Annotated in this window: 21 protein-coding genes; 4 read left to right on the forward strand and 17 right to left on the reverse strand. The window is 41.6% G+C overall.

Annotated elements, in window-relative coordinates:
• The first annotated feature begins 59 nt into the window (after nucleotides 1–59).
• Together nrdE and nrdF are read left to right on the forward strand one after the other, a co-directional pair.
• On the forward strand, nucleotides 60–2,219 hold the full coding sequence (nrdE, locus tag O3646_RS03970) for a class 1b ribonucleoside-diphosphate reductase subunit alpha (protein WP_049472150.1): 2,160 nt from the start codon (nucleotides 60–62) through the stop codon (nucleotides 2,217–2,219).
• A gap of 113 nt (nucleotides 2,220–2,332) precedes the next feature.
• A complete protein-coding gene (gene nrdF / locus O3646_RS03975) occupies nucleotides 2,333–3,292 on the forward strand; it encodes a class 1b ribonucleoside-diphosphate reductase subunit beta (RefSeq protein ID WP_070673984.1) in 960 nt (319 codons plus the stop codon).
• Nucleotides 3,293–3,400: 108 nt separating this feature from the next.
• Here the strand turns inward: nrdF and alaS are convergent, their stop codons facing one another.
• From alaS to O3646_RS04025, 10 genes are all read right to left on the reverse strand, one after another.
• Nucleotides 3,401–6,019, reverse strand: coding sequence for an alanine--tRNA ligase (gene alaS, locus O3646_RS03980; RefSeq protein WP_371605322.1), 2,619 nt, complete (start codon nucleotides 6,017–6,019; stop codon nucleotides 3,401–3,403).
• 24 nt (nucleotides 6,020–6,043) lie between these two features.
• Complete coding sequence (locus O3646_RS03985; RefSeq protein ID WP_371605321.1) at nucleotides 6,044–6,529, reverse strand: LURP-one-related/scramblase family protein; 486 nt, start codon at nucleotides 6,527–6,529, stop codon at nucleotides 6,044–6,046.
• A 253-nt stretch (nucleotides 6,530–6,782) separates the two neighbouring features.
• Nucleotides 6,783–7,727: a peptidylprolyl isomerase PrsA gene (gene prsA, locus O3646_RS03990; RefSeq protein ID WP_371610566.1), complete on the reverse strand. Its 945-nt coding sequence runs from the start codon at nucleotides 7,725–7,727 to the stop codon at nucleotides 6,783–6,785.
• 72 nt (nucleotides 7,728–7,799) lie between these two features.
• Nucleotides 7,800–8,519, reverse strand: a complete 720-nt coding sequence (locus tag O3646_RS03995) for an O-methyltransferase (protein ID WP_049496750.1) — start codon at nucleotides 8,517–8,519, stop codon at nucleotides 7,800–7,802.
• A 1-nt stretch (nucleotide 8,520) separates the two neighbouring features.
• Nucleotides 8,521–10,323 carry an oligoendopeptidase F gene (gene pepF, locus O3646_RS04000; RefSeq protein WP_371610567.1) on the reverse strand — a complete coding sequence of 601 codons (1,803 nt, stop codon included), beginning with the start codon at nucleotides 10,321–10,323 and terminating at the stop codon, nucleotides 8,521–8,523.
• Between the two features lie 72 nt (nucleotides 10,324–10,395).
• The gene (locus O3646_RS04005) at nucleotides 10,396–11,346 is read right to left on the reverse strand and encodes a competence protein CoiA family protein (RefSeq protein WP_371610568.1); all 951 of its coding nucleotides are present in this window, start codon (nucleotides 11,344–11,346) and stop codon (nucleotides 10,396–10,398) included.
• 73 nt (nucleotides 11,347–11,419) lie between these two features.
• Nucleotides 11,420–12,001 (reverse strand): hypothetical protein, encoded by a 582-nt coding sequence (locus O3646_RS04010; RefSeq protein WP_371610569.1) that lies wholly within the window; start codon nucleotides 11,999–12,001, stop codon nucleotides 11,420–11,422.
• A gap of 167 nt (nucleotides 12,002–12,168) precedes the next feature.
• Nucleotides 12,169–13,341, reverse strand: coding sequence for an MFS transporter (locus O3646_RS04015; RefSeq protein ID WP_371610570.1), 1,173 nt, complete (start codon nucleotides 13,339–13,341; stop codon nucleotides 12,169–12,171).
• 70 nt (nucleotides 13,342–13,411) lie between these two features.
• Nucleotides 13,412–14,758 (reverse strand): DUF1958 domain-containing protein, encoded by a 1,347-nt coding sequence (locus O3646_RS04020; RefSeq protein WP_371610571.1) that lies wholly within the window; start codon nucleotides 14,756–14,758, stop codon nucleotides 13,412–13,414.
• A gap of 188 nt (nucleotides 14,759–14,946) precedes the next feature.
• Nucleotides 14,947–15,654 carry a glucosamine-6-phosphate deaminase gene (locus tag O3646_RS04025; protein ID WP_371610572.1) on the reverse strand — a complete coding sequence of 236 codons (708 nt, stop codon included), beginning with the start codon at nucleotides 15,652–15,654 and terminating at the stop codon, nucleotides 14,947–14,949.
• A gap of 307 nt (nucleotides 15,655–15,961) precedes the next feature.
• Between O3646_RS04025 and queA the strand changes: the two genes are divergently transcribed.
• Nucleotides 15,962–16,990 carry a tRNA preQ1(34) S-adenosylmethionine ribosyltransferase-isomerase QueA gene (queA, locus tag O3646_RS04030; RefSeq protein ID WP_003006367.1) on the forward strand — a complete coding sequence of 343 codons (1,029 nt, stop codon included), beginning with the start codon at nucleotides 15,962–15,964 and terminating at the stop codon, nucleotides 16,988–16,990.
• Nucleotides 16,991–17,001: 11 nt separating this feature from the next.
• Nucleotides 17,002–17,472, forward strand: a complete 471-nt coding sequence (locus O3646_RS04035; RefSeq protein WP_003006364.1) for an arginine repressor — start codon at nucleotides 17,002–17,004, stop codon at nucleotides 17,470–17,472.
• A gap of 29 nt (nucleotides 17,473–17,501) precedes the next feature.
• On the opposite strand, the gene O3646_RS04040 is transcribed toward O3646_RS04035, so the two are convergent.
• The 7 genes from O3646_RS04040 to O3646_RS04070 all read right to left on the reverse strand — a co-directional run bounded on the left by O3646_RS04040 (nucleotide 17,502) and on the right by O3646_RS04070 (nucleotide 26,011).
• Complete coding sequence (locus O3646_RS04040; protein WP_342977186.1) at nucleotides 17,502–18,836, reverse strand: dipeptidase; 1,335 nt, start codon at nucleotides 18,834–18,836, stop codon at nucleotides 17,502–17,504.
• Nucleotides 18,837–18,853: 17 nt separating this feature from the next.
• Entirely contained in the window at nucleotides 18,854–20,365 is a 1,512-nt protein-coding gene (locus O3646_RS04045; protein WP_049490506.1) for a YfcC family protein, read from the reverse strand.
• Between the two features lie 124 nt (nucleotides 20,366–20,489).
• On the reverse strand, nucleotides 20,490–21,434 hold the full coding sequence (arcC, locus tag O3646_RS04050; protein WP_347111772.1) for a carbamate kinase: 945 nt from the start codon (nucleotides 21,432–21,434) through the stop codon (nucleotides 20,490–20,492).
• An 85-nt stretch (nucleotides 21,435–21,519) separates the two neighbouring features.
• The gene (gene argF, locus O3646_RS04055) at nucleotides 21,520–22,536 is read right to left on the reverse strand and encodes an ornithine carbamoyltransferase (protein WP_003006350.1); all 1,017 of its coding nucleotides are present in this window, start codon (nucleotides 22,534–22,536) and stop codon (nucleotides 21,520–21,522) included.
• A gap of 84 nt (nucleotides 22,537–22,620) precedes the next feature.
• Nucleotides 22,621–23,850, reverse strand: a complete 1,230-nt coding sequence (gene arcA, locus O3646_RS04060) for an arginine deiminase (RefSeq protein ID WP_003002445.1) — start codon at nucleotides 23,848–23,850, stop codon at nucleotides 22,621–22,623.
• A gap of 235 nt (nucleotides 23,851–24,085) precedes the next feature.
• Complete coding sequence (locus O3646_RS04065) at nucleotides 24,086–24,775, reverse strand: Crp/Fnr family transcriptional regulator (protein ID WP_347111771.1); 690 nt, start codon at nucleotides 24,773–24,775, stop codon at nucleotides 24,086–24,088.
• Nucleotides 24,776–24,934: 159 nt separating this feature from the next.
• A complete protein-coding gene (locus O3646_RS04070; RefSeq protein WP_347111770.1) occupies nucleotides 24,935–26,011 on the reverse strand; it encodes a serine hydrolase in 1,077 nt (358 codons plus the stop codon).
• Between the last annotated feature and the right edge of the window lie 69 nt (nucleotides 26,012–26,080).

A 26,080-nucleotide genomic window follows, 5' to 3' on the forward strand; every position in this document is an offset into this window, starting at 1 on the left:
TTTTACTTGTAAAGAGAGGACTTCTCCTCTTCATTTTTTTGAACTAGAAAAGGATTATTATGGGATTAAAATCTCTTGAAGATGTGACGTATTTTCGTCTTAACAATGAAATCAACCGTCCAGTAAACGGCCAAATCATGCTTCATAAGGATAAAGAAGCTTTGGATGCGTTCTTTAAAGAAAATGTTGTACCAAATACTAAAGCCTTTGACTCGATTACAGACAAGATTCAGTACCTTCTCGAGCACAATTACATTGAGAGAGCTTTTATCGAGAAATACCGTCCTGAATTTTTAGAGGAATTGGCCCAATTTATCAAAGACCAAAACTTCCAATTCAAGTCCTTCATGGCGGCCTACAAATTCTATAACCAATACGCTTTGAAAACAAATGATGGAGAATACTATCTTGAAAGCATGGAAGACCGTGTCTTCTTCAATGCTCTCTATTTTGCAGATGGAAATGAAGCTATCGCGCGAGACATCGCAAACGAAATTATCCACCAACGCTACCAACCAGCGACTCCTTCTTTCTTAAACGCTGGACGTGCCCGCCGTGGAGAATTGGTTTCATGTTTCTTGATCCAGGTAACCGATGATATGAACGCGATCGGACGTTCCATCAACTCTGCCCTTCAACTTTCACGTATCGGTGGTGGGGTTGGGATTTCCCTCAGCAACCTTCGTGAAGCTGGAGCACCGATCAAGGGGTATGAAGGAGCCGCTTCTGGGGTCGTACCTGTTATGAAACTCTTTGAAGATAGCTTCTCTTACTCTAACCAATTGGGACAACGCCAAGGGGCTGGGGTGGTTTACCTCAATGTCTTTCACCCAGACATCATCGCCTTCCTTTCTACTAAGAAAGAAAATGCTGATGAAAAAGTTCGGGTTAAGACTCTCTCACTTGGCGTCGTCGTACCAGACAAGTTCTATGAGTTGGCTCGTAAAAATGAAGAAATGTACCTCTTCAGCCCATACTCTGTGGAACGTGAATACGGAGTACCATTCAATTACATCGACATCACTGAAAAATACGATGAGTTGGTTGCTAATCCAAACATCCGCAAGACAAAAATTAAAGCACGTGATTTGGAAACTGAAATTTCTAAATTGCAACAAGAATCTGGCTATCCATATGTAGTCAACATCGATACTGCTAACCGGGCAAACCCTGTTGATGGGAAAATCATCATGAGTAACTTGTGTTCAGAAATCCTCCAGGTTCAAGAACCAAGCTTGATCAACGATGCCCAAGAATTTGTCCAAATGGGAACTGACGTCTCATGTAACCTTGGTTCAACCAACGTGGTTAACATGATGACTTCACCTGATTTTGGACGTTCGATTCGTGCCATGGTCCGTGCTTTGACCTTCGTTACAGATAGCTCTCATATCGTGGCCGTTCCAACTATCGACCACGGAAATAAACTGGCGCATTCGTTCGGACTTGGAGCTATGGGACTTCACAGCTACCTTGCGCAACAATTGATTGAATACGGATCCCCTGAGTCTGTTGAGTTCACAAGTATCTACTTCATGCTCATGAACTACTGGACTCTCGTAGAATCAAACAACATCGCGCGTGAACGTGGTGTTACATTCCACAACTTCGAAAAATCTGATTATGCCAACGGTACTTACTTTGATAAGTACACGACTGGAGAATTTGTACCAAAATCTGATCGCGTCAAAGAACTCTTTAAAGATATCTTTATCCCAAGTGCTGAGGATTGGGCAGAACTGCGTGCTAAAGTTCAAGCAGATGGTCTTTACCACCAAAACCGCTTGGCTGTCGCACCAAATGGATCTATCAGCTACATCAATGACGTATCTGCTTCTATCCACCCAATTACACAACGGATTGAAGAACGCCAAGAGAAAAAAATCGGTAAGATCTACTACCCTGCAGCAGGATTGTCAACGGAAACGATTCCTTACTACACTTCTGCCTACGACATGGATATGCGAAAAGTCATCGATGTCTATGCTGCCGCAACTGAACACGTAGACCAAGGTCTTTCACTGACTCTCTTTATGCGTAGCGATATTCCAAAGGGTCTTTACGAATGGAAAACTGAAAACAAACAAACCACTCGTGACTTGTCTATCCTTCGGAACTACGCCTTTAACAAGGGTATCAAGTCTATCTACTACGTCCGTACCTTTACAGATGATGGTGGAGAAGTTGGCGCCAACCAATGTGAAAGCTGTGTCATCTAATCCGCTATCCTAGATAGCTATCAAAAGTCGGTTCGCCGACTTTTTGTGCGGTATTCTATCAATTTATGGTAGAATAGTAACGATTGAATGAATAGAAAAAGAAAGTGATGCAAATGGAAACATACTACAAAGCCATTAACTGGAATGCGATCGAAGATGTCATCGATAAATCGACCTGGGAAAAACTGACAGAGCAATTCTGGTTGGATACACGTATCCCTTTGTCAAACGACTTGGATGACTGGAGAAAGTTGTCTAATAAAGAAAAAGACCTAGTTGGTAAAGTCTTTGGGGGATTGACCCTTCTAGATACCATGCAATCTGAAACAGGTGTTCAGGCTCTTCGTGCGGATATTCGTACTCCCCATGAAGAAGCTGTCTTTAACAACATCCAATTTATGGAATCTGTCCATGCTAAGTCTTACTCTTCTATCTTTTCTACTTTGAATACCAAGTCAGAAATCGAAGAGATTTTCGAATGGACCAACACCAATCCTTTCCTTCAAAGGAAGGCAGAAATCATCAACGAAATCTATCTCAATGGGACCCCTCTTGAAAAGAAAGTCGCCAGCGTTTTCCTTGAAACCTTCCTCTTCTACTCTGGTTTCTTCACACCTCTCTACTATCTTGGAAACAACAAATTGGCCAACGTAGCTGAGATCATCAAGTTGATCATTCGGGACGAATCTGTTCACGGAACCTATATCGGCTACAAGTTCCAACTTGGATTTAACGAATTACCAGAAGAAGACCAAGAAAAACTCAAAGAGTGGATGTATGATCTTCTCTACACCCTCTATGAGAATGAAGAAGGCTACACAGAGAGCCTCTATGACGGTGTGGGCTGGACAGAGGAAGTCAAGACCTTCCTTCGCTACAACGCCAATAAAGCCCTCATGAACTTGGGACAAGATCCGCTTTTCCCAGACTCAGCAGATGACGTTAACCCAATCGTCATGAACGGAATCTCAACCGGTACTTCTAACCACGACTTCTTCTCTCAAGTCGGAAATGGTTACCTTCTCGGTGAAGTAGAAGCCATGCAGGATGACGATTATAACTACGGACTATAAGACAAAAACCTTTCCAGACGGAAAGGTTTTTTTGTTGCAATCTTTTTCTAATTGGATCTGCTTTTTTTTGAAAAAAGAGGTTGGACAAACATCCAACCTCTCCGATTATTACAATTTACCTGCTACGGCATCCAACAATTCTTGGATTTTCGCTTGGTTGCTTCCTCCTGCCATGGCCATGTCTGGTTTACCACCACCACGTCCATCGACGATTGGAGCCAATTCTTTGATCACATTACCTGCATGCACATCTTTTGTCTTGCTAGCAACAAGGACGTTGACCTTGTCACCAATGGCTGCGACAAGAACAAGCACATCAGAGTAGTCTTTTTGTTTCCAGTTATCTGCAAAGGTACGAAGGGCACCTGCATCTGATACAGAAACTTGGCTGGCAATGTAACGGTGACCGTTTGCTTCTTGAACATTCTTGAAGACATCCCCTGCTGCCGCTGCTGCCGCTTTTTCCTTCAATTCTGCATTTTCTTTTTGCAATTGACGGAGTTGTTCTTGAAGACCTTCCACCTTGTGAGGAACTTCTTTGAGTTGAGGTGCTTTCAAGGTTGCTGCGACTGCTTTCAGAGCATCTTCTTGTTCACGATAAGCTTCAAAGGCTTCCTTACCAGTTACTGCCAAGATACGACGAGTTCCTGATCCGATCCCTTCTTCTTTGACAATCTTGAAGAGACCAATTTCAGAAGTATTGCCTACGTGGGTACCACCACAGAGCTCAACAGAGTAATCCCCGATAGTGACAACACGAACTTCTTTACCGTATTTTTCACCAAAGAGGGCCATAGCTCCCATTTCTTTAGCAGTATCAATATCTGTTTCAATCGTTTCGACTGCGATTGCTTCCCAGATCTTTTCATTGACTTGTTGTTCAATAGCACGCAATTCTTCTGGAGTCACAGCTTGGAAGTGAGTGAAGTCAAAGCGAAGGAATTCTACTTCATTGAGAGATCCCGCTTGGGTTGCGTGGTTACCAAGGATATTGTGAAGAGCCGCATGGAGCAAGTGAGTGGCTGTGTGGTTCTTCATAACACGATGACGACGATTGGTATCAATAGCCAAAGTGTATTCTTGGTTCAAGGCAAGTGGAGCAAGAACTTCAACCGTATGAAGCGGTTGTCCATTTGGTGCTTTTTGAACGTCTGTCACTGTCGCTACGACGTTTCCTGCAGCATCCAAGATTTGACCATGGTCCGCAACTTGTCCACCCATTTCAGCGTAGAATGGAGTTTCTGCAAAGATCAGTGATGCAGTCCCTTCAGATACAGCTTCTACTTCTGCATTATCCGCTACGATTGCTACCAACTTAGAAGGCAATTGGCTAGCATTGTAGTTGAAGCTACTTTCAACTGTGATGTTTTGAAGGGTTTCATTTTGCATCCCCATAGATCCACCTTTGACAGCAGATGCACGCGCACGTTCTTGTTGTTCCTTCATAGCTGCTTCAAAACCTTCACGATCGACTGTCATTCCAGCTTCTTCAGCGATTTCTTCTGTCAATTCTACTGGGAATCCGTAGGTATCATAAAGTTTAAAGACATCTTGACCGGCAATCACTGTTTGACCTTTGGCTTTCAAATCTTCAACGATGGTTTGGGCAAAGTGTTGACCAGAGTTTAAGGTACGAGCAAATGATTCTTCTTCACTCTTGATAATTTTTTCGATAAAGTCTTGTTTTTCAAGTACTTCTGGGTAGTAACTTTCCATGATCTTCCCAACGGTTGGAACCAATTTATACAAGAAGGTTCCTTCAATCCCCAATTTTTGACCATGCATGGAAGCACGACGGAGGAGACGACGAAGAACGTAACCGCGTCCTTCATTACCTGGAAGAGCCCCATCTCCAATCGCAAATGAAATCGAACGGATGTGGTCAGCAATCACCTTGAAGCTCATATTGTCTCCATCTGGATCATAGGTTTTACCAGACATCTTTTCCACTTCACGAATGATTGGCATGAAGAGGTCTGTTTCAAAGTTAGTCTTCGCCCCTTGAATAACGGCTACCAAACGTTCCAAACCTGCGCCCGTATCAATGTTCTTGTGTGGCAATTCCTTGTATTCGCTACGAGGAACAGCAGGGTCAGCGTTAAATTGTGACAAGACAATGTTCCAAATTTCGATGTAACGGTCGTTTTCGATATCTTCTGCAAGCAGACGAAGACCGATGTTTTCTGGGTCAAATTCTTCTCCACGGTCGAAGAAGATTTCTGTATCTGGTCCAGAAGGCCCTGCACCGATTTCCCAGAAGTTGTCTTCGATTGGGATCAAGTGACTTGGATCTACTCCCACTTCAATCCAGCGGTTGTATGAATCCTTGTCATCTGGATAATAAGTCATGTAAAGTTTGTCTTTAGGGAAGTCAAACCATTCAGGACTTGTCAAGAGTTCATAAGCCCAGGTAATGGCTTCATCTCGGAAGTAATCTCCGATAGAGAAGTTCCCCAACATTTCAAACATGGTATGGTGACGAGCAGTCTTCCCTACGTTTTCGATATCGTTGGTACGGATGGCTTTTTGAGCATTGGTAATCCGTGGATTTTCAGGTTTGATGGTTCCATCGAAGTATTTCTTAAGAGTAGCAACCCCTGAGTTAATCCACAAAAGCGTTGGGTCGTTTACTGGAACCAAGCTAACAGATGGTTCTACAGAGTGACCTTTGCTTGCCCAGAAATCAAGCCACATTTGACGGACTTGTGCACTAGATAATTGTTTCATATTTTTCTCCTAATTTTTTTAAGCTTAATTTGCGCCAGCTTCTAACATTTCGACATAATCGATGGCGACACAAAGTGAGATGACTAAATCAGCGTATTCATCCTCATACACCGATACTTGGTAGGTAGAGGTTAAATGAAAGAGTTCCTTGCTAATCTCAGCGACGATTTGATCCCGATCATCGAATAATTTGAATTCTAGGTCCCAGATATTTCCTTGTACCCGAAGTCCCAAATCTTCGATATCGTATTTATCCCTGAAGAGCGTCAGCTTTTTATGGATAAAAAAGCGGTCCCCATCCTTCAACTCAACCACAAACTTAGGAAGAAGGCTGATTGTTTTTTTAGTAATGTGGCTCACTTCTTGTCCATTCTTATCGTAGATGGTAAAAGTCTTGGGAATCTTAAGAAAAGATCCCTCAACCTGGTACTCAACATTTCCCAACTCATCTTTGATATCGAACCGCTCGCCACCCAATCGAAATTTTTGTTTCACTTGATAGGTTCGCATCTTTTGATCTCCTTTAAAAAGCTCCAGACAACTGCCCATAAACAAAAGACAAGCCACCAAACGAAGGGCGAAAAACCGCGGTACCACCTTCATTCAATGAACTTGTCATTCTTCATTTTGTATGCAATTGTCTCAGCCGAGTAGCAAAATCATTTCCCTTCCATGGCTCGCACCCCCGCCACTTCTCTGATTCCGAGTAACAATGATTTATTCTCAACTATTTCATTATACAAGTTCCAAAAGGAACCGTCAACTATTTTTTAGATGATGAGCTGCTATCACTTGTTTGAACACCGATATTTTGCAAATATTGGTTGAAGGTTGATTTGAAGGCATCATCTTTGACCTTGATATTGGCATTGGTCATCGCTTTTGCAATAATGCTACGGATGTAGTTAGTATCTTGCTTACGACCGTCAACAATGATCTCTTTCAAACGTTTTTCGTATTTCTTCCAGTCAGAACCTTTTTCTGTCTTCTTATTCAATTTGACAATATAGTAGCTAGCAGAATAGTTTTGACCTGCTGAAACTGTGATCACATCTGAAATGCCGTTTTCATCCAATTTAAAGGCAGCTTCTTTGACTTGAGATGGGATACCTGATGTTCCTGAATCGAACTTAACTTCGCCACCTTTATCTTTTGTAGCAGTATCTGTTGAATTGTCTTTGGCGATTTGGGCAAAGTCTGCACCTTCCGCTTTAGCAGCTTCCAACACTTCTTTTGCTTTATCTTCTGAATCTAACTTGATAATTTGTGCTGTTACTTCTGGTGTGTAAGATTCAAAAGCTGCCTTGTAGTCAGACTCTTTGATATCTTTCTTAGCCGCTTGGTTGACTGCATATTCCAACAACATATTGCTACGGATTTGTTTCTTCGCTGTTTCTTCCGTCAAGCCTTGTTGCGCCAAGTAAGCATCGAATTGCTTGCCTAATTGTTTCTTTTGTTTAGCCAATTCTTTATCGACTTCTTTATCAGAAACTTTTGATCCATATTCTTTTTCAAAGACTTTATTGATGGTCATTTGGAAAAGAACTTGTTGAGCACCTTGGTTGTTTTTGATTTCATTATAGAAATCAGAAACTGTAATCGTGTCCCCTTTCATGGTCACGATATCTTTGTTTGTGCCATTGGCACACGCTGCTAGTGTTACGACTGATAGCAAGGTCACAGCACCTGCTACAAGTTTTTTCTTCATGAAAATTATTCTCCGTTCCTTTTTAAACTTCTTCTATTTTACCACAAATTAGAGAGAATACCTTAAATTTACCTAAAAAGAGCTAGGATCTGGCAAGGTTACAGTCTCTGTATTTTTCCGAATCATCAAAATACCATCTCCAAGTGGCACCAAACTAGCGGTCAAATCTGGATGATTGAGAGTCGCATGAAAGAGGTTCTGAAGCCCCCGGTAAATGGTTCGTTGCCCACGACGTACTTCCATGATGTCCTTGGCAACATCTCCTCCTTGGAAAATATCATCCAATACCACGACTCCCCCAACCTCTAAGAGTTCGAGAATTCGTGGCAAAAAGACGATGTACTTAGACTTAGCAGAGTCCATAAAGACAAAGTCATAGGTCTCTGTTAAATCCTGCAAGACATCTACTGCATCTCCTTCAAGCAAGGTGATTTGTTTTCTCTGATCGTATTTAGCCAGATTTTCCTTGGCAAAGCCAATCATCTCTTCATTCCGATCAATAGTGGTAATTTGTGCATCGGGAGCATTTTCAGCCATTAAGAGCGCTGAAAATCCAATTGCTGTCCCAATTTCCAGGATTTTCTTTGGTTGTAGGGCTTGCAGGAGTAGTCTAAAGTAAGCTACCGTTTCATGCGGAATAATCGGAATATTTTCCTTGCGGGCGAATGCTTCTAACTCCTCCAAGGCACCTGCTACCGGTTTTTGACGCGTGCGCATAAAGTCAACGATCTCGTCTTTAACCACTGGCCGGCGCATATTGTGGTTGGCATTTTTACTATAAGACTCTACCATCTTATGCGAGTCCTAATTTTTCTACTAGGGCTTCAAATTCATTCAAACGACGTTCGAAGACCGCAAAGGCTGCGTCCAAGTAGTCTTCTTTTTCCATATCCACACCTGCTTTGCGGATGACGTTGAGTGGATAATCAGAATTTCCAGCCTTCAAGTAGTCGATATATTTATCACGATCTTCTTGTGTTCCATGAACAATCTTTTCAGCTAAGGCCGAAGCTGCTGCAAAACCTGTTGAATATTGGAAAACGTAGTAGTTATAGTAGAAGTGAGGAATACGAGCCCATTCATATTGGATCTCAGGGTTGTCTTCTTTTGAAAGACCATAGTATTTCTCATTAAGTTCTGCATAGAGGTTATTCAAGAACTCACTAGTCAATACCGTACCTTCTTGGTCTGCTTTATGAATAGCATGCTCAAATTCGGCAAACTGGGTTTGACGGAAGACGGTTCCACGGAAGCCATCCAAGAAGTGATTCAAAATAGCAAAGCGAGTTGCATCGTCTTCTACTTCTTCTAACAGACGTTCGGTCAGGATATTTTCATTGGTTGTAGAGGCGATTTCAGCAAGGAAGATGGAATAGTCCCCATAGACATACGGCTGAGTTTCACGGGTATAGCTAGAATGCATACTGTGACCAGTTTCATGCACCAAGGTGAAGAGATTATCCAATGTATCTTGCCAGTTCAACAACATGAAGGCATTGGTATCATAAGAACCTCCTGAATAGGCACCTGAGCGTTTTCCTTGGTTGACTTGCACATCAATCCACCGTTCGCTGAAGGCACGTTTCACGCGAGAAAGGTAGTCCTCACCCAAAACAGCCAAGACTTCTTCTGCTTTGGCCAATGATTCTTCATAGGTAAACTTGTAGTCTGTATCGGATAATGGCGTATACATATCGTACATCTTCAAGTCTGAGATTCCAAGAATTTTTGAACGCAATTGCACATAGCGTTGCAAGAGTGGCAAATGTTTGTTCACGGCTGCTACCAAGCTATCATAAACACTTTCTGGTACAAAGTTTTCAGAAAGGGCCGCTTCACGGGCAGATGAGAATTTGCGGACTTTGGCATTGAAGTTGTGAACTTTCACATTGGTTTGCAAGGTTTTAGCATAGGTATGTTGGTACTGTTCATAGACCTTGTAGAGACCTTCGTAAGCTTCTTTACGAACGGCACGATCTTTTGATTCTACCAAAGAAATATAGTTTCCATGGGTTAATTGAACTTCTTCGCCCTTGTCATCATGCACAGTTGGGAAAACAATATCTGCATTGTCCAAGATTTCAAAGGTTTCCCCACCAGCCGCAAAGATCTCACCAGCTCCTGCAAGTAATTCCTCTTCTTTTTGAGACAAGACATGTTCTTTTTTCTCTAGCAAACGATCAAAATAATGACCATATTGTTCCAAGGCTGGAACTTCACTCACAAAGGCCTTATACTGCTCATCCGTAATGGCCATGAATTCAGGCTCATAGAAGGCAAAGGTTTCACCTAACAAGCTATAAAGAGACATCCCTTTTGATTGGTACTCTTGGTATTTAGCCACTCGTGTGTCTTGGTCATTTTTCATATGAGCATAGACGTAGACCTTTTCTAAGCGACGGCTCAATTCCAAATATGCATTGGTTGTATCCAACAGTGTTTGCGCCGAATCCAACAAATGACCAGCATAGTGGCTTGCTGCTTTAATATCCGCAGCTAAGCTTGCTGCTTCTTCTTCCCAAGCTTGATCTGTCGCAAAAATTGTCGACAAATCCCATTGGTATTTTTCATCAATTTCATTACGTTGTTTTACCATTTCGATTAATCCTCCAATGGTTCTATTTTAGCATAAAAATGAACATTTCGGGAAGATTTCTATCTTAGAAAGTTAGCTTTTCTGTTGAGCATAAAAACGTGGGGGATAAAGGATCTGAACGGGTTGGATCCCTTGCGACTGATAATAGACCATAAATTTCTGGTAGTAATCTTCTACATCCTCTTTAATTTGGAGCAAATTCTGTGAAAGGATCGGACGACAAAGAGGATAAAAGAAATCTAGCCCCAGTTCCATCAGATGGTGTCCCTGCAAATAGAGTTCTTCCTGAAGCTTCAGCCACTTTGGATGACGATAAAAGAGTTGCTGCTGTATATACGTTAAAAATGTACGATCGAGCTCGACTGCCATTTGCTGCATGGGTTGCGAAAGATAAGGGGTCCGTAAGACTTCCAGTAAAGACCTTTGACCAAAAGGGAAAACTTCTGTTTGATAATGCAATCGCCCTCTCAAATCCTCATGGATGAGGTATTGCAGGCGTAACTCTTTCTTTATTAGATCCAATTCCCAAAGATGGAACCCGCGATTCTGACTAAAATAAAGAAAACCAGCCTGTAGCTTTGTCAGTCTTTCCTTGAGCCACAACTTTTTACCAAGTAACCAATAGACCTGGTAACCATGGGATCGATAAGCATCGCTTCTCTCCTTCAAACGTTCTAAAGATAGGGAGCTACACTGCACTTCCAAAGCTAAGTTCTTGTCCACTATTAGAAGATCCGCAATTTGTTGAAAATCTGCTAAATAACTTTCTACTTCTGTATTAGACTCCTTAGAGGCCCAGTCATAAAGACTGGCTTTCAATTCCAGATGTTCAAAACTCTCCGCTTCGTGATGATAGGGACAATGCTGTAATTCTACATGAGCAAAATGAGCCCTTAGAACCGAGCCATTTTTTAGACGCACTGGACTATGACATGCTAGACAATAGAAGGGCCCTTCTGTCACAGCTGGGATCTCTTCCATACAGTTCCACCGCTTTTGATTGTTATCCATGGCAATAAACATAGGCCCACCTCCTCATCTATATCATTCGAAAAAAAATAAGAAAAAGGCTGGAAATTCCAACCTTTTCTTCCTTTTATTCTTCAGAATCTGAATCTGAATCATCACTGTCGTCATCTGCAACAGGAGATTTACTCAATTCTTTCTGCATATCTTTCATTTCTTTACGAGTACTTTCCAACTCTTCTCGAGCATCTTTCAAGCTTTCGATCAAAGCTTCACGGTCTTCTTTAGGAACGACTGTGCTATCTGAACCGATGCTTTTCAAGCCTTCATTAAAAATATCTTTTTGGTTTTCCAATTCTTGCTTCAAGGCGCTAACAGTTGCATCGTATTGCTCTTTTGCAGAACCTGTCACAGACTTACCTGCTTCTTCGGTAAGTGAAACAGATTGATCCATTAATTTTGCAAACAACTTTTTGAAGTCCCCAACAGTTTTTGCTTTACTGATTTCAGCATCTGTTAAGAGGCTAGAAGATGACGTATCTTCTGAATCTGTTGAAGTATCCTTACTTTTCGAAGTGTTGGCAGATTTGCTCGTCACTTTAGTAGTTGATTGACTATTTGAAGTTTCCTTCTTTGTGTCTTGTTTGTTTGAACAAGCAGCTAGGGAAACAATCGTCAAAAGAGCAGCTGTCGATAAGATCATTTTTTTCATAAAATGGTCTCCTTTATATTTATTTCACCTCATTCTATCATCGAATACTTTGATTGTCAAATTAATCACTAGTTCTTAATAATAGCAAAAAAGTTGGACAAAACACTATGAGATCAGTGTTTCTGTCCAACTCCTCGATGATTAGTCATACAATTGTAACAATTTCATTAGTCTACTTTGCCACCAAAAAGGCCGTGAGCCTTCCCTTGGGGCATTTTTAAGGCAAAGCTCAGTAAAAAGACGATCCCTACAATCCCTGCTAAAAAGAAACTCATGACTTGGTAACCACCTCTTTCAATACAGAGGGCTGCGAGGGGTTGTAAGAGAATGGTTCCTAAATAACGAGCTCCTTGGACAATGGCCATGGCAAGAACCAAGTCTTTGCCATTTACCTGTTGGGCGATAAACCGTAAGGAGACCATAATCAACACCATCCCTGTTGTATGCTTGGCTAAAAGAGTTAGAAGCACTTTTAAGAAGACAGGACTTGGAAGAGCGTAGACGGCATATTGAGCGAAAATAATTCCGATTGGAAGAGCGATCAAAACCCGTAAAGGCCAGTGGTCCATGAATCGATCAGAGAAAAAGATCAAGGGAGCTTCCACTACGACGGAGACAGCTACAACCGTAGAGGCAATATGGACTGGTAGACCACTATCCATGAGCAATTCAGGAATATAGGTATGACCAATATTTCCAACCCCTGAAGCCAAGCCAATCAAAATGATAAAGAAGAGGTAAGGTCCATTGTGAAGAAGGGGGCGAATAGAGACCGGCTCTTTAACTTTTTCTTCCTTTTTCTCTCTTGTCTTCATCCGAACGGCACTTAGACAGAAAATGCTGAGTACAATGGTGATCAAAACCGTATAATAGACAGCTTGAGGGCTAAACTGATGATAGACCCAGCCGGCTATTTGGACACCGACCGAGTAGCCAATGGTTCCCCAAACGCGAATCTTCCCAAAAGCGTATGGACTTTGCGTCGCAAATACTTCCATCATGGGAGCTGTCCCATTCAAACAGACTAGAACAATCCCATAAAAAACGGTCAGCCAAAAGAGATTGGGAGCCCAAAGAAAACCGAAGACACCACCAATGATCACACTCAGACTGAGGGTCGTCATTTTTACGATTCCAAATCGCTCATTGATATAACCAAAGAAGGGTTGGGCTACCATAGATAAGAAAAAGGCAACCGATACCAAGGTCGACACTTGAGTTGCACTATAGTGCTTTCCCATCAAATAAACGGAAATAAGGGTCGTAAAGAGAGATGTGGACATAAAATAAAAACTATAGAGCAGCATATACGCTGCATAAGAATTTCGGAATCTTTTCATATAAGTCCTTTCTAAAAGTATCTTAATAGAACAATGACAAAACCCAACTGACAATCAGTTAGGTTTTATTTTATTCTTTATTATAGCGCTTTTGAGCCTCTTTTTTGCGTCTCTCACGACTTTGTTTTTCAATCGAGAGAATGATGACAATAATGAGAATCGGAATCAAAATCAGGAAGTGATCCAGCGAAAGCCATTTACTGTGCTTAGCCGTTGTCTTTTTCACACTTGCTGTTTCTTTGACAAGCTCTGGCTTGGCCCCTTCTTCCACCTTCATATCATCTCGGATACCTTCAGACAACGTATAGAGATCATTATCTACTGTCAGATAGCCATCTTTTACCGCAAGGGTCGGTTCTTTAGCACCTTTTTTAACCGTTGCATAGAAGGGTTTTTCGAGTGTATAGGTCTTGCCGTCAATCTTCTGGACACCCGCATCTAACAATTTTTTATAGCCAAAATCTTTATAAGCTTTTTCGATCAAAGCATTGCCAAACGGATGGCGGTAATATTCCCCATCTTGGTCTGCCCAATCTCCTACGCCCATAATGACAGCAATTAAGCGCTGATTGCCCCGTTTGATGGTCGCGATATAGTTGAAAGCTCCACGAGGACTTGAACCAGTTTTTAAACCATCCACACCTTTCAAGGCATACTTGGCTCCTGGCAATGAATAATTGTAGGTATCAAAGGTTTCCTCATACGGAGTTCCTTTTTTGACCGTGACTTGGGCTTGATTGGTATAGTTTAAAATATCTGGGTATTGATTGATAAAATGATAGACCAAAATCCCTAAATCACGCGCAGTTGTCTGGTTGGCCGCATCATTTGGATAATTGTTTACCTGATAGTAACCTTGCAAGGTTGAGATGGCCGCTCCACTCGGGTTATTCCAGACCGTATTGGTCATCCCCAATTCCTTAGCCTTGGCATTCATACGCTCGATAAAGGCATCTGGATCATTGTTGGACATGAGATTGGCCAACATGAGGGTCGATACATTTGAGGATGGAACCACTGTCATGGTAATCAACTCAGGAATTGTATAGTCCACACCAGCAACAATATTATTGTTGGAGATCTCATAGATCTTTCCGATCGCTTGGTCTGAAGCGGTCGCCTTGATCACTGTATCCTTACTGATCTTGCCATTTGCCATATCTTCAAACAAGAGATAGAGCGTCATGAGCTTACTCATGCTGGCAGGATCTCTGACTTCATCGATATTGTCCTTCCAAAGAACATTTCCCGTATTACCGTCAATGATGAGCGAAGAATGTGGACGGTTAATGGCTTGGACATTGTCATTTGGATACATCTTTTGCGCCATATCCACCAATTCATCCGCACTCGCTAGAATTGGCTGGCATAAGAGACTCAGAAGGAGGCAAATATGGATCAAATATTTTTTTATCATAAACTTTTCCTTTATAACAGACTAATCAGCTGGAGGCTAAAATAAGCTTCTAGCCCTCATGCTCTTTTCTCCTGTCTCCCAGTAGATGAAAAGAGCCAAACACAGCAGATAATTACTTGTATTGTACCATACTTTGAAGCAGAAAAAAACCTATCTGGCCCGAATAAATCGGCGATAGGTCCTGTTTTTTATCGACTTAACAAGTTCAAAGCTTCCTTATCCGCAATAATGGTCACATTTGGATGTCCTTGAAGGGCACTAGCTGGCACTTTTTCTGTCCTTTCACCCTCTACTGTACCTTTGATCGCTTGGGCTTTTGATTCCCCATAAGCAAACAAGACAATTGATTTCGCTGCTAAGATATTGGCAATCCCCATCGAAATGGCTTGGGTTGGTACATCTTCGATCTTATCAAAGAAACGAGAATTAGCTTCAATGGTAGAATCATCCAACTGAACTAAGTGGGTCTGACTATCAAAGGATGTTCCAGGCTCATTAAAACCGATATGTCCATTGCGTCCGATTCCCAAGATCTGAAGGTCCACTGGATGCTCTTCGAGTATTTTGTTATAACGGATCACTTCTTGATCGGCAGATTCTTCTACACCTGATGGGAGATAGCTTTCTTTGAACGGCTTGGCATCAAAGAGATTTTTCTCCATGAAATAACGATAAGATTGAGGATCATCTCCCGTCAACCCTACGTATTCATCTAAGTTCACACTGATTAGATTAGACAGATCCAAATCACTTTCACGAATTTGTTTATAAAACTCAAGGGGACTGCTTCCAGTCGCAAGACCTAAGGTTTGAGCACCTTCCTTTAAGGTTTCTTTTAATATATCAAAGGCAACTTTTCCACCTTCAATTTGGTCCTTTACTTCAATAATGTTCATTGGATAGACCTCCTATTTCTCTATGCTTTTATTATATGGTATAGACCAATTTTTGTCAAGTGAAACCGCTATCTTTTTCTGGCATTTTTTTCATTTTCAAGTCGATTCGTGATATAATGAAAGGTATGATTGTATCACTATTATTCATCATTTTTTTGATCGGACTCCTTGTCTTTCTCTTATCTTTCTTGATTCATCAAAGAAAGATTCTCAAGGTCCTGATCTTTTTGATGGGAATTTGCCTGATGCTCTTAGCTGTCGGGACTACCATCTATCTACTCACAAATTTATTATAAAAGGAGCGCAAATGAATACCAACGACTTTGACTTTGATTTGCCTGAAGAACTGATTGCCCAAACCCCTCTTGAAAAACGAGATGCCTCTAAACTCTTGATCCTCGATCGAAAAACAGGGCAATTCCAAGACCGTCATTTTGATGCAATTTTGGATGAATTGGAGCCAGGAGATGCTCTTGTCATGAACAATACGCGCGTGCTACCTGCTCGTCTTCATGGAGTCAAACCAGAAACAGGTGGTCACGTCGAATTCCTTCTCCTTAAAAATACCCAGGATGACTGTTGGGAAGTCTTGGCAAAACCTGCAAAACGCTTAAAGGTAGGGGCCACAGTCAGCTTCGGAGATGGTCGTTTGACCGCAACCGTTGAGGAAGAATTGGAGCACGGAGGCCGCATCGTTCGCTTCCACTATCAAGGGATCTTTTTAGAAGTCTTGGAAAGCCTTGGTGAAATGCCACTTCCTCCCTATATTCACGAAAAACTTGCTGACCGCGAGCGCTACCAAACCGTTTACGCCAAAGAAAATGGTTCTGCTGCAGCTCCAACGGCAGGACTTCATTTCACCCAAGAATTGCTCCAAAAGATTGAAGCAAAAGGGGTTCACCTGGTCTATTTGACCCTTCATGTGGGCCTAGGAACCTTCCGTCCAGTATCTGTGGACAATCTTGAAGACCATGAGATGCACTCTGAATTCTACCAACTTTCTGAAGAGGCTGCTGCTACCCTTCGTCAGGTAAAAGCTGCAGGGAAACGCATCGTAGCCGTCGGAACGACTTCTATTCGAACTCTTGAAACGATTGGAAACAAATTTGATGGTGATATCCAAGCCGATTCCGGCTGGACCAATATCTTTATCAAACCAGGTTACGAATGGAAAGTCGTCGATGCCTTTTCAACCAACTTCCACCTTCCAAAATCAACTCTGGTCATGTTGGTTTCTGCCTTTGCTGGCCGTGAATTAACCCTAGAAGCATACCACCATGCGATTCAAGAACGCTACCGTTTCTTCAGCTTTGGGGATGCTATGTTCATCAAGTAAAGGAGTCTCTCATGAATAAAATTGAAAGCCGCCATCGCTTGATCCGCTCGATCATTTCTGAGCGTAGGATTCATACCCAACAAGAACTCCAAGAAGCCTTAGAAGCTAATGGCGTTCTCGTTACCCAGTCTACCCTTTCACGGGATGTCAAATCCTTGAATCTAGTAAAAATTAACGAGGGGGATAGTTCCTACTATGCCATGAACACCATCGCTCCTTCCCGTTGGGAAAAGCGCCTGCGGATGTATATGGAAGATGCCTTAGTTATGTTACGGCCCGTTCAAAACCAGGTCGTTGTAAAAACTCTTCCAGGTCTTGCCCAATCCTTTGGAGCGATCTTAGATGCATTGGAACTCCAAGAAATTGTAGCGACCATCTGCGGAGACGATGTCTGTTTGGTCATCTGCGAAGACAACCAAGGAGCTTTGGATTGTTTTGAAAAATTAAAAGAATTCACCCCACCCTTCTTCTTTAGTAAATAAAAAGTTTGGAAACTTGGTTTCCAAACTTTTTATGTTGTGGCTAAGCGTTGAATGGCTTCTCGATAGATTTCCATCGCAGCGTATAGATCGTCAATTTTTGCACGTTCATTGGCTTGGTGCTCAGTCTGCTCTGCACTTGGGAAAAGAGCCCCAAAAGCGACACAATTTTCCATGGTCCGCGCAAATGTCGCACCACCAGAAGACATAGCTGGCGTCTTATCACCAGTTTCTTCCTGATAAACGGCCATCAAAGAGCTGACTAAAGGACTATCCAAAGGAACATATAAAGGAGCCAGATAATCAAACTCTTCATATTCCAACTGATAACTAGCTGCAATTTCTTGCAAACGAGCTACCAAGGCATCCTTGTCTGCTAAAACTGGAATCCGGATATCAATTCCGATTTCCGATTGTTCTTGATCGATCACAAGGGTCGCAAGATTGAAGGAAAGATCTCCACTTGGTTCATCTGTAATTCTGCCAAATAGAGCCTCACCAGTTGCATCCTCACCAACTGCATCTGCGATAAAGAGCAAAGCTGGATGGGGTTGGATGAGGGATAAACTTTCCGCTAAACCGACAATGGCATTCACTCCTTCAGCTGCATCTTTAGAATGCTTGGAAACACCCAAGACCGTTACAGAATCTTCTGTTTGGCTATACTGAACCCCACTTTGATCCAAAACAGGAAGCAACTCTTCCAAACGATGACCAGCATAGGTCGCCTTGTCTGGAACAACATTGAGGGCCTGACCAGCTTGTAAGGGAAGATCATCCCAACCTGGACCATGCAATTTCACTTGTAATAAGCCTTTTTCAGCATAGGTTAATGGGAAAGAGGAATCCGGTGCAAATCCAAGATCTGCTTGCTCTTCGATTTGGTTGTAGCGGTTCATACAGCGCCACAAGGTTTCTTCATCCGTCCCAAAGATAAAGCGGATTCGTTTGGTAAACTGGATGCCATCATCCAGCAAACTCTTAACTGCATAGAGAGCAGCGAGGGACGGCCCCTTATCATCCTGCACACCACGACCTACTAAATAATCACCGACAATGGTCGCTTCAAAAGGTGGCGTTTGCCAATCTTTTAGATCACCGGCTGGAACAACATCCAAGTGACAAAGAACGGCCAGGAGTTCTTCCCCCTGACCGATCTCTGCATATCCATAGTATCCTTCAGGATCTATATATGTTTGAAAACCTAATTCTCGAGCAAGCTCTAAGGTTTTTTCTAGGACATCTTGGATAGCTTGTCCAAACGGTGTTCCATTTTCCCCTTCGTTTAATACTGAGGGGTAAGAAATGATGGTTTGAAGCGAGTTTAAAAACTGCTCTTTTACATCGTTCTTTATTCTATTTTTCATGAAACACCTACTTTATTCTATTGCAAGAATGGAACCACAGTTCCTAGTAGAAGAAGGGCAATGGTGATCACAACAATCGCTACGACCAATTTACCCATGAATTTCCACCATGCACTCAAGTCAACACGTCCAAGAGCAAGAGCTCCCATTACGATACCTGAAGTTGGTGCGATCAAGTTCAAGACACCAGATGCAGATTGGTAAGCTGTGACAATCAAGCTACCTGGTACATTGACGAATTTACCAAGAGGTGCCATGATACCCATTGTTGCACTGGCAAGACCAGATGATGATGGGATCAAGAATGACATTGGCAAGTAGAAAATGTAAGTCAAGACAATGAACAATTGAGATGAAAGACCTTTCAGTCCTTCTTCACCCCAGTGAAGAATTGTCGCAGTGATCATACCGTCGTTCATGATGACTTGGATACCACGTGCTACCGCTACGATAAGAGCAACACTCAAGAGGTCAGCTGCACCATTCATGAAAGATGAAATGATTTTATCTTCTTTCAAGCCATAAATGATACCAACAAGGATTCCCATGAAGGCAAAGAGCATAGCTGTTTGAGGGAAGTACCATGTACCAAGAGCATCTGTGTTACCGATCAATTGACCAAGTACTGGAATTTTATGGAGAGATTCGTTGAAGGTTTCAAAGAATTTAATACCCAAATCTTTGAATGGGATAAATCCAGCAACCATGATAACGAATGTTGAGATGAAGACGAGCAAGACACGTTTTTGTTTCTTGTTCATTTGTGAAGGAATTTCTTCGCCACTATCAACATTGAAGTGTTTCAAATCTTCTTCACGAGTTGCATAGGTGAGAGATTTGGTTGGGTCTTTTTGAACCTTATCTGCATAACGGTATACATAGTATGTGCTAAGTCCTGTCAAGACAATCCAGAAGATTACACGGAGCAAGAGACCTGAAGCACTTGAGATACCTGCAGTATCAGAAGCGATAACTGTTGCAAATGGGTTCAATGTTGACGCCAAACATCCGATTTGGGATCCTAAGAGGATAATGGCTACCCCTGTCAAGCTGTCAAAACCAACGGACATCATAACAGGTACAAGAAGTGGATAGAAGGCCATGGTTTCTTCACCCATACCATAAGTTGTACCACCAAGGGCAAACAATGGCATCAAGATCAAGATCAACATTTTTTCGCGGCCTTTGTATTTACGAACGATAGAAGCAATCCCTACATCAAGGGTACCTGTTTCATTCACAACACCAAGGAAACCACCGACCATCAAGATAAAGAAGGCTACGTCAATCGCTGCACTGGTTGGTGCTTTACCAAGCATGGCATTGATTGGGGCCATCAAGACATCCCAAATCCCTTGAGGATGTGCTTTTACAGATTCATAACTACCTGCAATGATAGCACCTGCATCGTCAACCTTGTATTGACCAGCTGGAATAATCCAAGTTAACACTGCCATAATAGCAATGATAATTAACAATACGGAAAAAGATGAAGGCATCTTAAATCCTTTTTTCGTTTTTTCACTCATTTGTCTTCCTCCTAACGCAACAAAGTGTGAGTGATGTTTTACAAGAGCATCTTGTAAAACGCTTACCTATAGATTTATTCTATCACAATAAGCTTTAAAATACTAGTTTTTTCCTAATTTTTCATTAGTCTTTTTGGATAATTGTTCCACTTTCAGACTCAATCAAAGCGCCAAGGTTTTCAAGTGACGTAATAACTGCTTTTCCTTCTGGACGACCATTGACGAAGGCAATGGCAGCTTCTACTTTAGGAAGCATGCTTCCTGGTGCAAATTGGTCTTGTTTGATGTATTCTTCCAATTGAGCTACATTGACATGTTCCAATTTTGCTTGGTCTGGTTTGTTGTAGTTCACAAAGACATAATCGACACCAGTCAAGACAATGAAGAGGTCTGCTTCTACTAATTCAGCCAAACGTTGAGATGCAAAGTCTTTATCGATGACAGCTTCAACACCTGATAAGCTACCATCTGCTTCTTTCACAACTGGGATACCACCACCACCGGCAGCTACAACGACTTGACCGTCGTTCAACAAAGTACGAATGGTATTGATTTCTTTGATATCCACTGGTTTTGGTGAAGCCACAACTTTACGCCAGCCACGACCAGCATCTTCTTTGAAAGTTGCTCCTGATTTTTCAGCTTCTGCTTTTGCTTCTTCTTCTGAGTAGAATGGACCAATTGGTTTGCTGAGGTTGACAAAAGCTGGGTCGTTCTTATCAACAACGACTTGTGTCACAACAGAAGCCACGTCTTTTTCGATTCCTTCTTCAAGAAGAGCATTTTGAAGAGCATTTTGAAGCCAGTAGCCAATGCTTCCTTCGGTCATAGCAACTAATGAATCAAGTGGGAAAGCAGGGTTCTTTTCAGAGTTTGTTGCCAAGTGTTGGAGCAAGAGGTTCCCTACTTGAGGACCATTTCCGTGAGTGATGATCAAGTCATCCCCATTTTTGATTAATTTGACTAAGTGTTTTGCTGTTTCTACAAGCGCTTCTTGTTGAGCTTGAGCAGAAGGATCAGATGAGAGAATAGCATTTCCTCCCAAAGCAACAACGATTTTTCTTGACATAGGTTTTCCCTTTCTATAAAAAATAGGGGCAGGACTAAAGCTAGCAGTCCAGCCCCTATAGCTGTTGGTATACGGTTATAAAGTCTTAAACTTTTGGAATGTACAAGTTACCAAGAGTAGCTGCCATAACCGCTTTGATGGTGTGCATACGGTTTTCAGCTTGGTCAAAGTGACGAGCATATTTGCTACGGAACACTTCGTCAGTAACTTCCATTTCTTCTACGCCGAATTTTTCAGCAACATCTTTACCGTAAACAGTATTTGTATCGTGGAAGGCTGGCAAGCAGTGCAAGAAGATCAAGTCTTCGTTATCAGCTTTCTTAATCAAATCCATGTTTACTTGGTAAGGTTTCAAAAGGGCAACACGTTCTGCAAATTTGTCTTCTTCACCCATAGATACCCAAACGTCAGTGTAAAGTACGTCTGCACCTTTCACAGCTTCATCGGCATCTTCAGTGATCAAGATATGAGCGCCACTTTCTTTTGCAAATCCTTCTGCCAATTCAACGATTTCTTTTTCTGGGAAGAGTTCTTTTGGTGAGAAGATGTGTACGTTCACACCAAGGATAGCACCTGTTACAAGAAGGCTGTTCGCTACGTTGTTACGTCCATCACCACAGTATACAAGTGTCAAACCTTCCAAACGTCCAAAGTTTTCTTGAACCGTCAAGTAGTCTGCAAGCATTTGAGTTGGGTGCCATTCGTCAGTCAAACCATTCCATACTGGAACACCTGAGAATTCAGCCAATTCTTCAACCATACGTTGGCTGAAACCACGGAATTCAATACCGTCAAACATACGTCCAAGAACTTTAGCAGTATCTTCTGTAGATTCTTTTTTACCAAGTTGGATGTCGTTTGCACCTAGGTATTCTGGGTGAGCACCAAGGTCGATAGCTGCTGTTGTGAAGGCAGCACGAGTACGAGTTGAAGTTTTTTCAAACAAAAGCGCAATGTTTTTACCAGCAAGATAGTGGTGTTCAATGTTGCGTTTTTTAAGGTCTTTCAAGTGAGCTGAAAGTCCGATAAGGTACTCTAACTCTGCACGTGTAAAGTCTTTTTCTGCCAAGAAGCTACGTCCTTGGAACACTGAATTTGTCATTCTATTTGTCTCCTATTTTCTTTCTAGTATTGATCAGTAAGAAGAAAGAGCTGATCCTCAAAGACCAGCTCTCGGTCTTCTCTATTAGATTTCTTCACGTTCAAATGGCATTGACATACAACGAGGTCCACCACGACCGCGAACCAATTCACTTCCGCGGATCTTAATCAAACGAAGTCCGTATTCTTCTAATTTCTTGTTTGTGACTGTGTTACGATCGTATACAACTACCACACCAGGTGCGATTGTAAGAGTATTTGATCCGTCGTTCCATTGTTCACGAGCAGCTGCAACCACATTGCCATCACCACAAGGGATCAATGTAACTTTTTCAACACCAAGGTTTTCAGCAAGTAATTCAGCCAAATCACCTTTTTCTTCAACAATCTTCAATGCTTCATTTTCATATGTTACAGAGAAGACGCGAAGGTTGCCTTGGATTTCTGGGTGGATGGTGAATTTATCGTAGTCCACCATTGTGAATACTGTATCCAAGTGCATGAATTTACGGTTGTTCGCAAATTCGAAGGCCAAGACTTTCTTGAAGCCAACGTTCTTCTTGAAGATGTTTACCAACAATTTTTCAATTGATGCAGCATCTGTACGTTGTGAGATACCAACTGCCAAGACATCTTTAGAAAGGACTAATTCGTCCCCACCTTCGATACGAGTGTCTTCTTCACGGTTGTATACCAATTCTACATTACCACCATATACTGGGTGATATTTGAAGATATATTTACCATACAAAGTTTCACGGTTACGTGTATCAGCATACATGTGGTTCAATGATACTGCATTCCCAATTGTAGCAAATGGGTCACGTGTGAAGTACAAGTTTGGCATTGGATCAATCGCAAATGGATAGTCAGATTCAACAAGGTCTGTCAAGCCTTTGTCAGCTTCAGGAATTTCTGGAAGCTCAGCTTTTTGGAAACCAGCCATTGTTTTTTCAACCAATTCTTGGTTGTCTTCAATACCACGAAGGATTTCGCGAATAGCGTTTTTAGTTTGGCGTCCACGAATGTTTGCTTCATCAAGATATTCTTCGATGAATTGTTCGCGAATTTCTGGAGTAGTCAATGACTCAGCTGCCAATTTTTCAAGATAAAGTACTTCGATTCCTTCGTTACGAAGCGCTTGAGCAAAATTGTCGTGTTCTTTTTGTGCATCTTCCAAGAATGGAATATCATCAAAAAGAAGACGCTCTAGATAGTCAGGCATCAAGTTTTCCAACTCTTTACCTGGACGGTGCAACATTACTTTTTTCAGTTTTCCAATTTCTGAGAAAACATGAATTGGTTTAGTTGACATCTGTCATCCTCCTTTTTTCTTTGAGCTTGTTCACAAGCTTATTACAGTTGTTATTATAGTCTTTAATGATACCGCTTTCACAAAGGATTCTACTTTTTGAATGCAAAGAATTTTGCGTTTTTTTGAATCTTTCCTATTTTTAGTTAATATGAAGCGTTTTCTTTGCATATTTTGCCTTTTATATTATTTTTATGAATATATATTTTTTTGTAAAAAATAAAAAAAGATCAACAAATTAGTTGATCTCTTCAAAACTTTTTAAAAAGTAGGCTGTATCTAGAAAAGTTAGTTGTTTTCTCTCATACTGGATCTTATGAGAATCGATGAGTTTCTTTAAAACTTGATTGACAGTTTCTCGAGTTGTGGCTGCTAATTTGGCGATTTCCTTCATACTAATTGGAAATGGAAGTTGATTTCCAAGGCTTTCATAGTCCTTGCACAGAATGGCTAAGGATTGAATCACACGCTCACTGGCACTAGCTGTCACGACATTGCGCAAGCGCAACTCTTGAAATTCTAAGATGGAGGAGAGCTTTCTCATAATAAAGAGCAACTGCTCCTTGCTCTCTTGGGCATATAATTCATAGAGATTGACGGGAATCACGAAACAACGCAAATCCGTCACCGCACTAGCTGTATAGTGGTAACGCTCATCCTGGAACATCCCACCATAAGGGAACAGAGCCCCCTTCTTTATATAATCCATATAGGAGAATTGGTCAGACGAATCAAATTGCTCAATACGGGCAAAGCCTTTTGCCAGAAGAAAAATGCGCTCCCGCCTATCTCCTGCATAAAACAAAATTTGTCCTTTAGGGATATCCCTGGCATGAATTTCAACAGCTAATTTATCAAATAGCTCCACTGGTAGCGCAGAAAAGGCTGGATGCGAGCGGAGCAATTGGTAATCTTCCTTTGTAATCATGTCTATACTTCCTCTTATTACTATTATTAGTATAACATACTTTTTATAGAAAAGGGAAAGAAGTCTCTTTAGAACAGAAAAGTAATTCGAAACACCAAGTGAATTTCATCCTACTTTGATAGAATAAAAGGCCTGAGCAACCCTCAGACCTTTTGTCGATTATTCATTCATATTGACACGATGCCATTCATTGATAACATAAGCCAATTGTCCCAATTGATAAAGACCAACGCCACTGATTTCAGAACTTTCTGGAGTCGTACCTCCAAGTCCTGCAGTGTAAATGGCAACCAAATAAGGAGTCGATTCACGGACAATCGCATCCACATTGAGCGCTTCCGCAACATAGCCCGGTTTTTGTTGAATGACCAAATCTGGCAAGAATTTCTTATAGTACTCACCTGGGAAAGACTCCCCAATCAATTCCAACAAATCTGCATATTTTTCTTGATGATTCCAAAGATATTGCAAGACATGGATATAATAATCCGTTGTCGTTTTATTATCTTCGCTAAAGGTTTTGACTTCTGGTGAGCGAGATTGACCATAGCGACTAAATAACTTGCGCGCTTGCTCCATTCCCCCTAAACGATCTGCCAAGGCATAGGCTGGGGTATTTTCAGAGTAAACTAATGAATAGCGTTGCATATCAGGGATAGACATGGCTCCATCAAAGGCAGCAACGTAATTGTCATGTTCCCCTACATATTCATAGTAGGTATTGTTAATGTCAAACCGATCTGTTAAATTGAGTTTCCCCTTTGTGACCTCATCCACCACCAACATGTTCAACGGTAGCTTATAGGTACTTCCTGCCGTCATTGGTTGAAGATCATTCATGGCAAATTGCTCTCCTGTAATGGCATTGCGATACGTGAAGGCAACTTGTGACGGATCAATTCCACTTTCTGCTAGGAAATCCTGGACAACTTCTACCAAACCCTTATTAGCATAATCATAAACAAGGCCATAAGCACTCATCGTTTCCATGTCTGCGTCTACTACTGCTTGCTTAGCTTCAGGAGATTTGACACGTGGTTTTTTCGTCTCAGGCGTAGACTGTTCTATATCTTTTTCTTTTGCTTCTTTTGCTTCTTTTGTTTTCTTTGCTTTTTTTTCAATTGCTGATGCTGTTGGTTGCGTAAGATGCAAGTAGCCCAGTGCGCTTGTTCCCACTAAGCACAATAGAATACTGATCGCAATCATGATCGAGCGTAGATTAAAATATTTTTTCATACGAGATTAATTATAAAAGATTCTACTGAAAATAACAAGAATTATCAGAAATAGAAAACGATTTCTTTT

The organism is Streptococcus sp. 27098_8_148, assembly GCF_041432105.1.
In the GTDB taxonomy this organism is placed as follows: Bacteria; Bacillota; Bacilli; order Lactobacillales; family Streptococcaceae; genus Streptococcus; species Streptococcus parasanguinis_AE.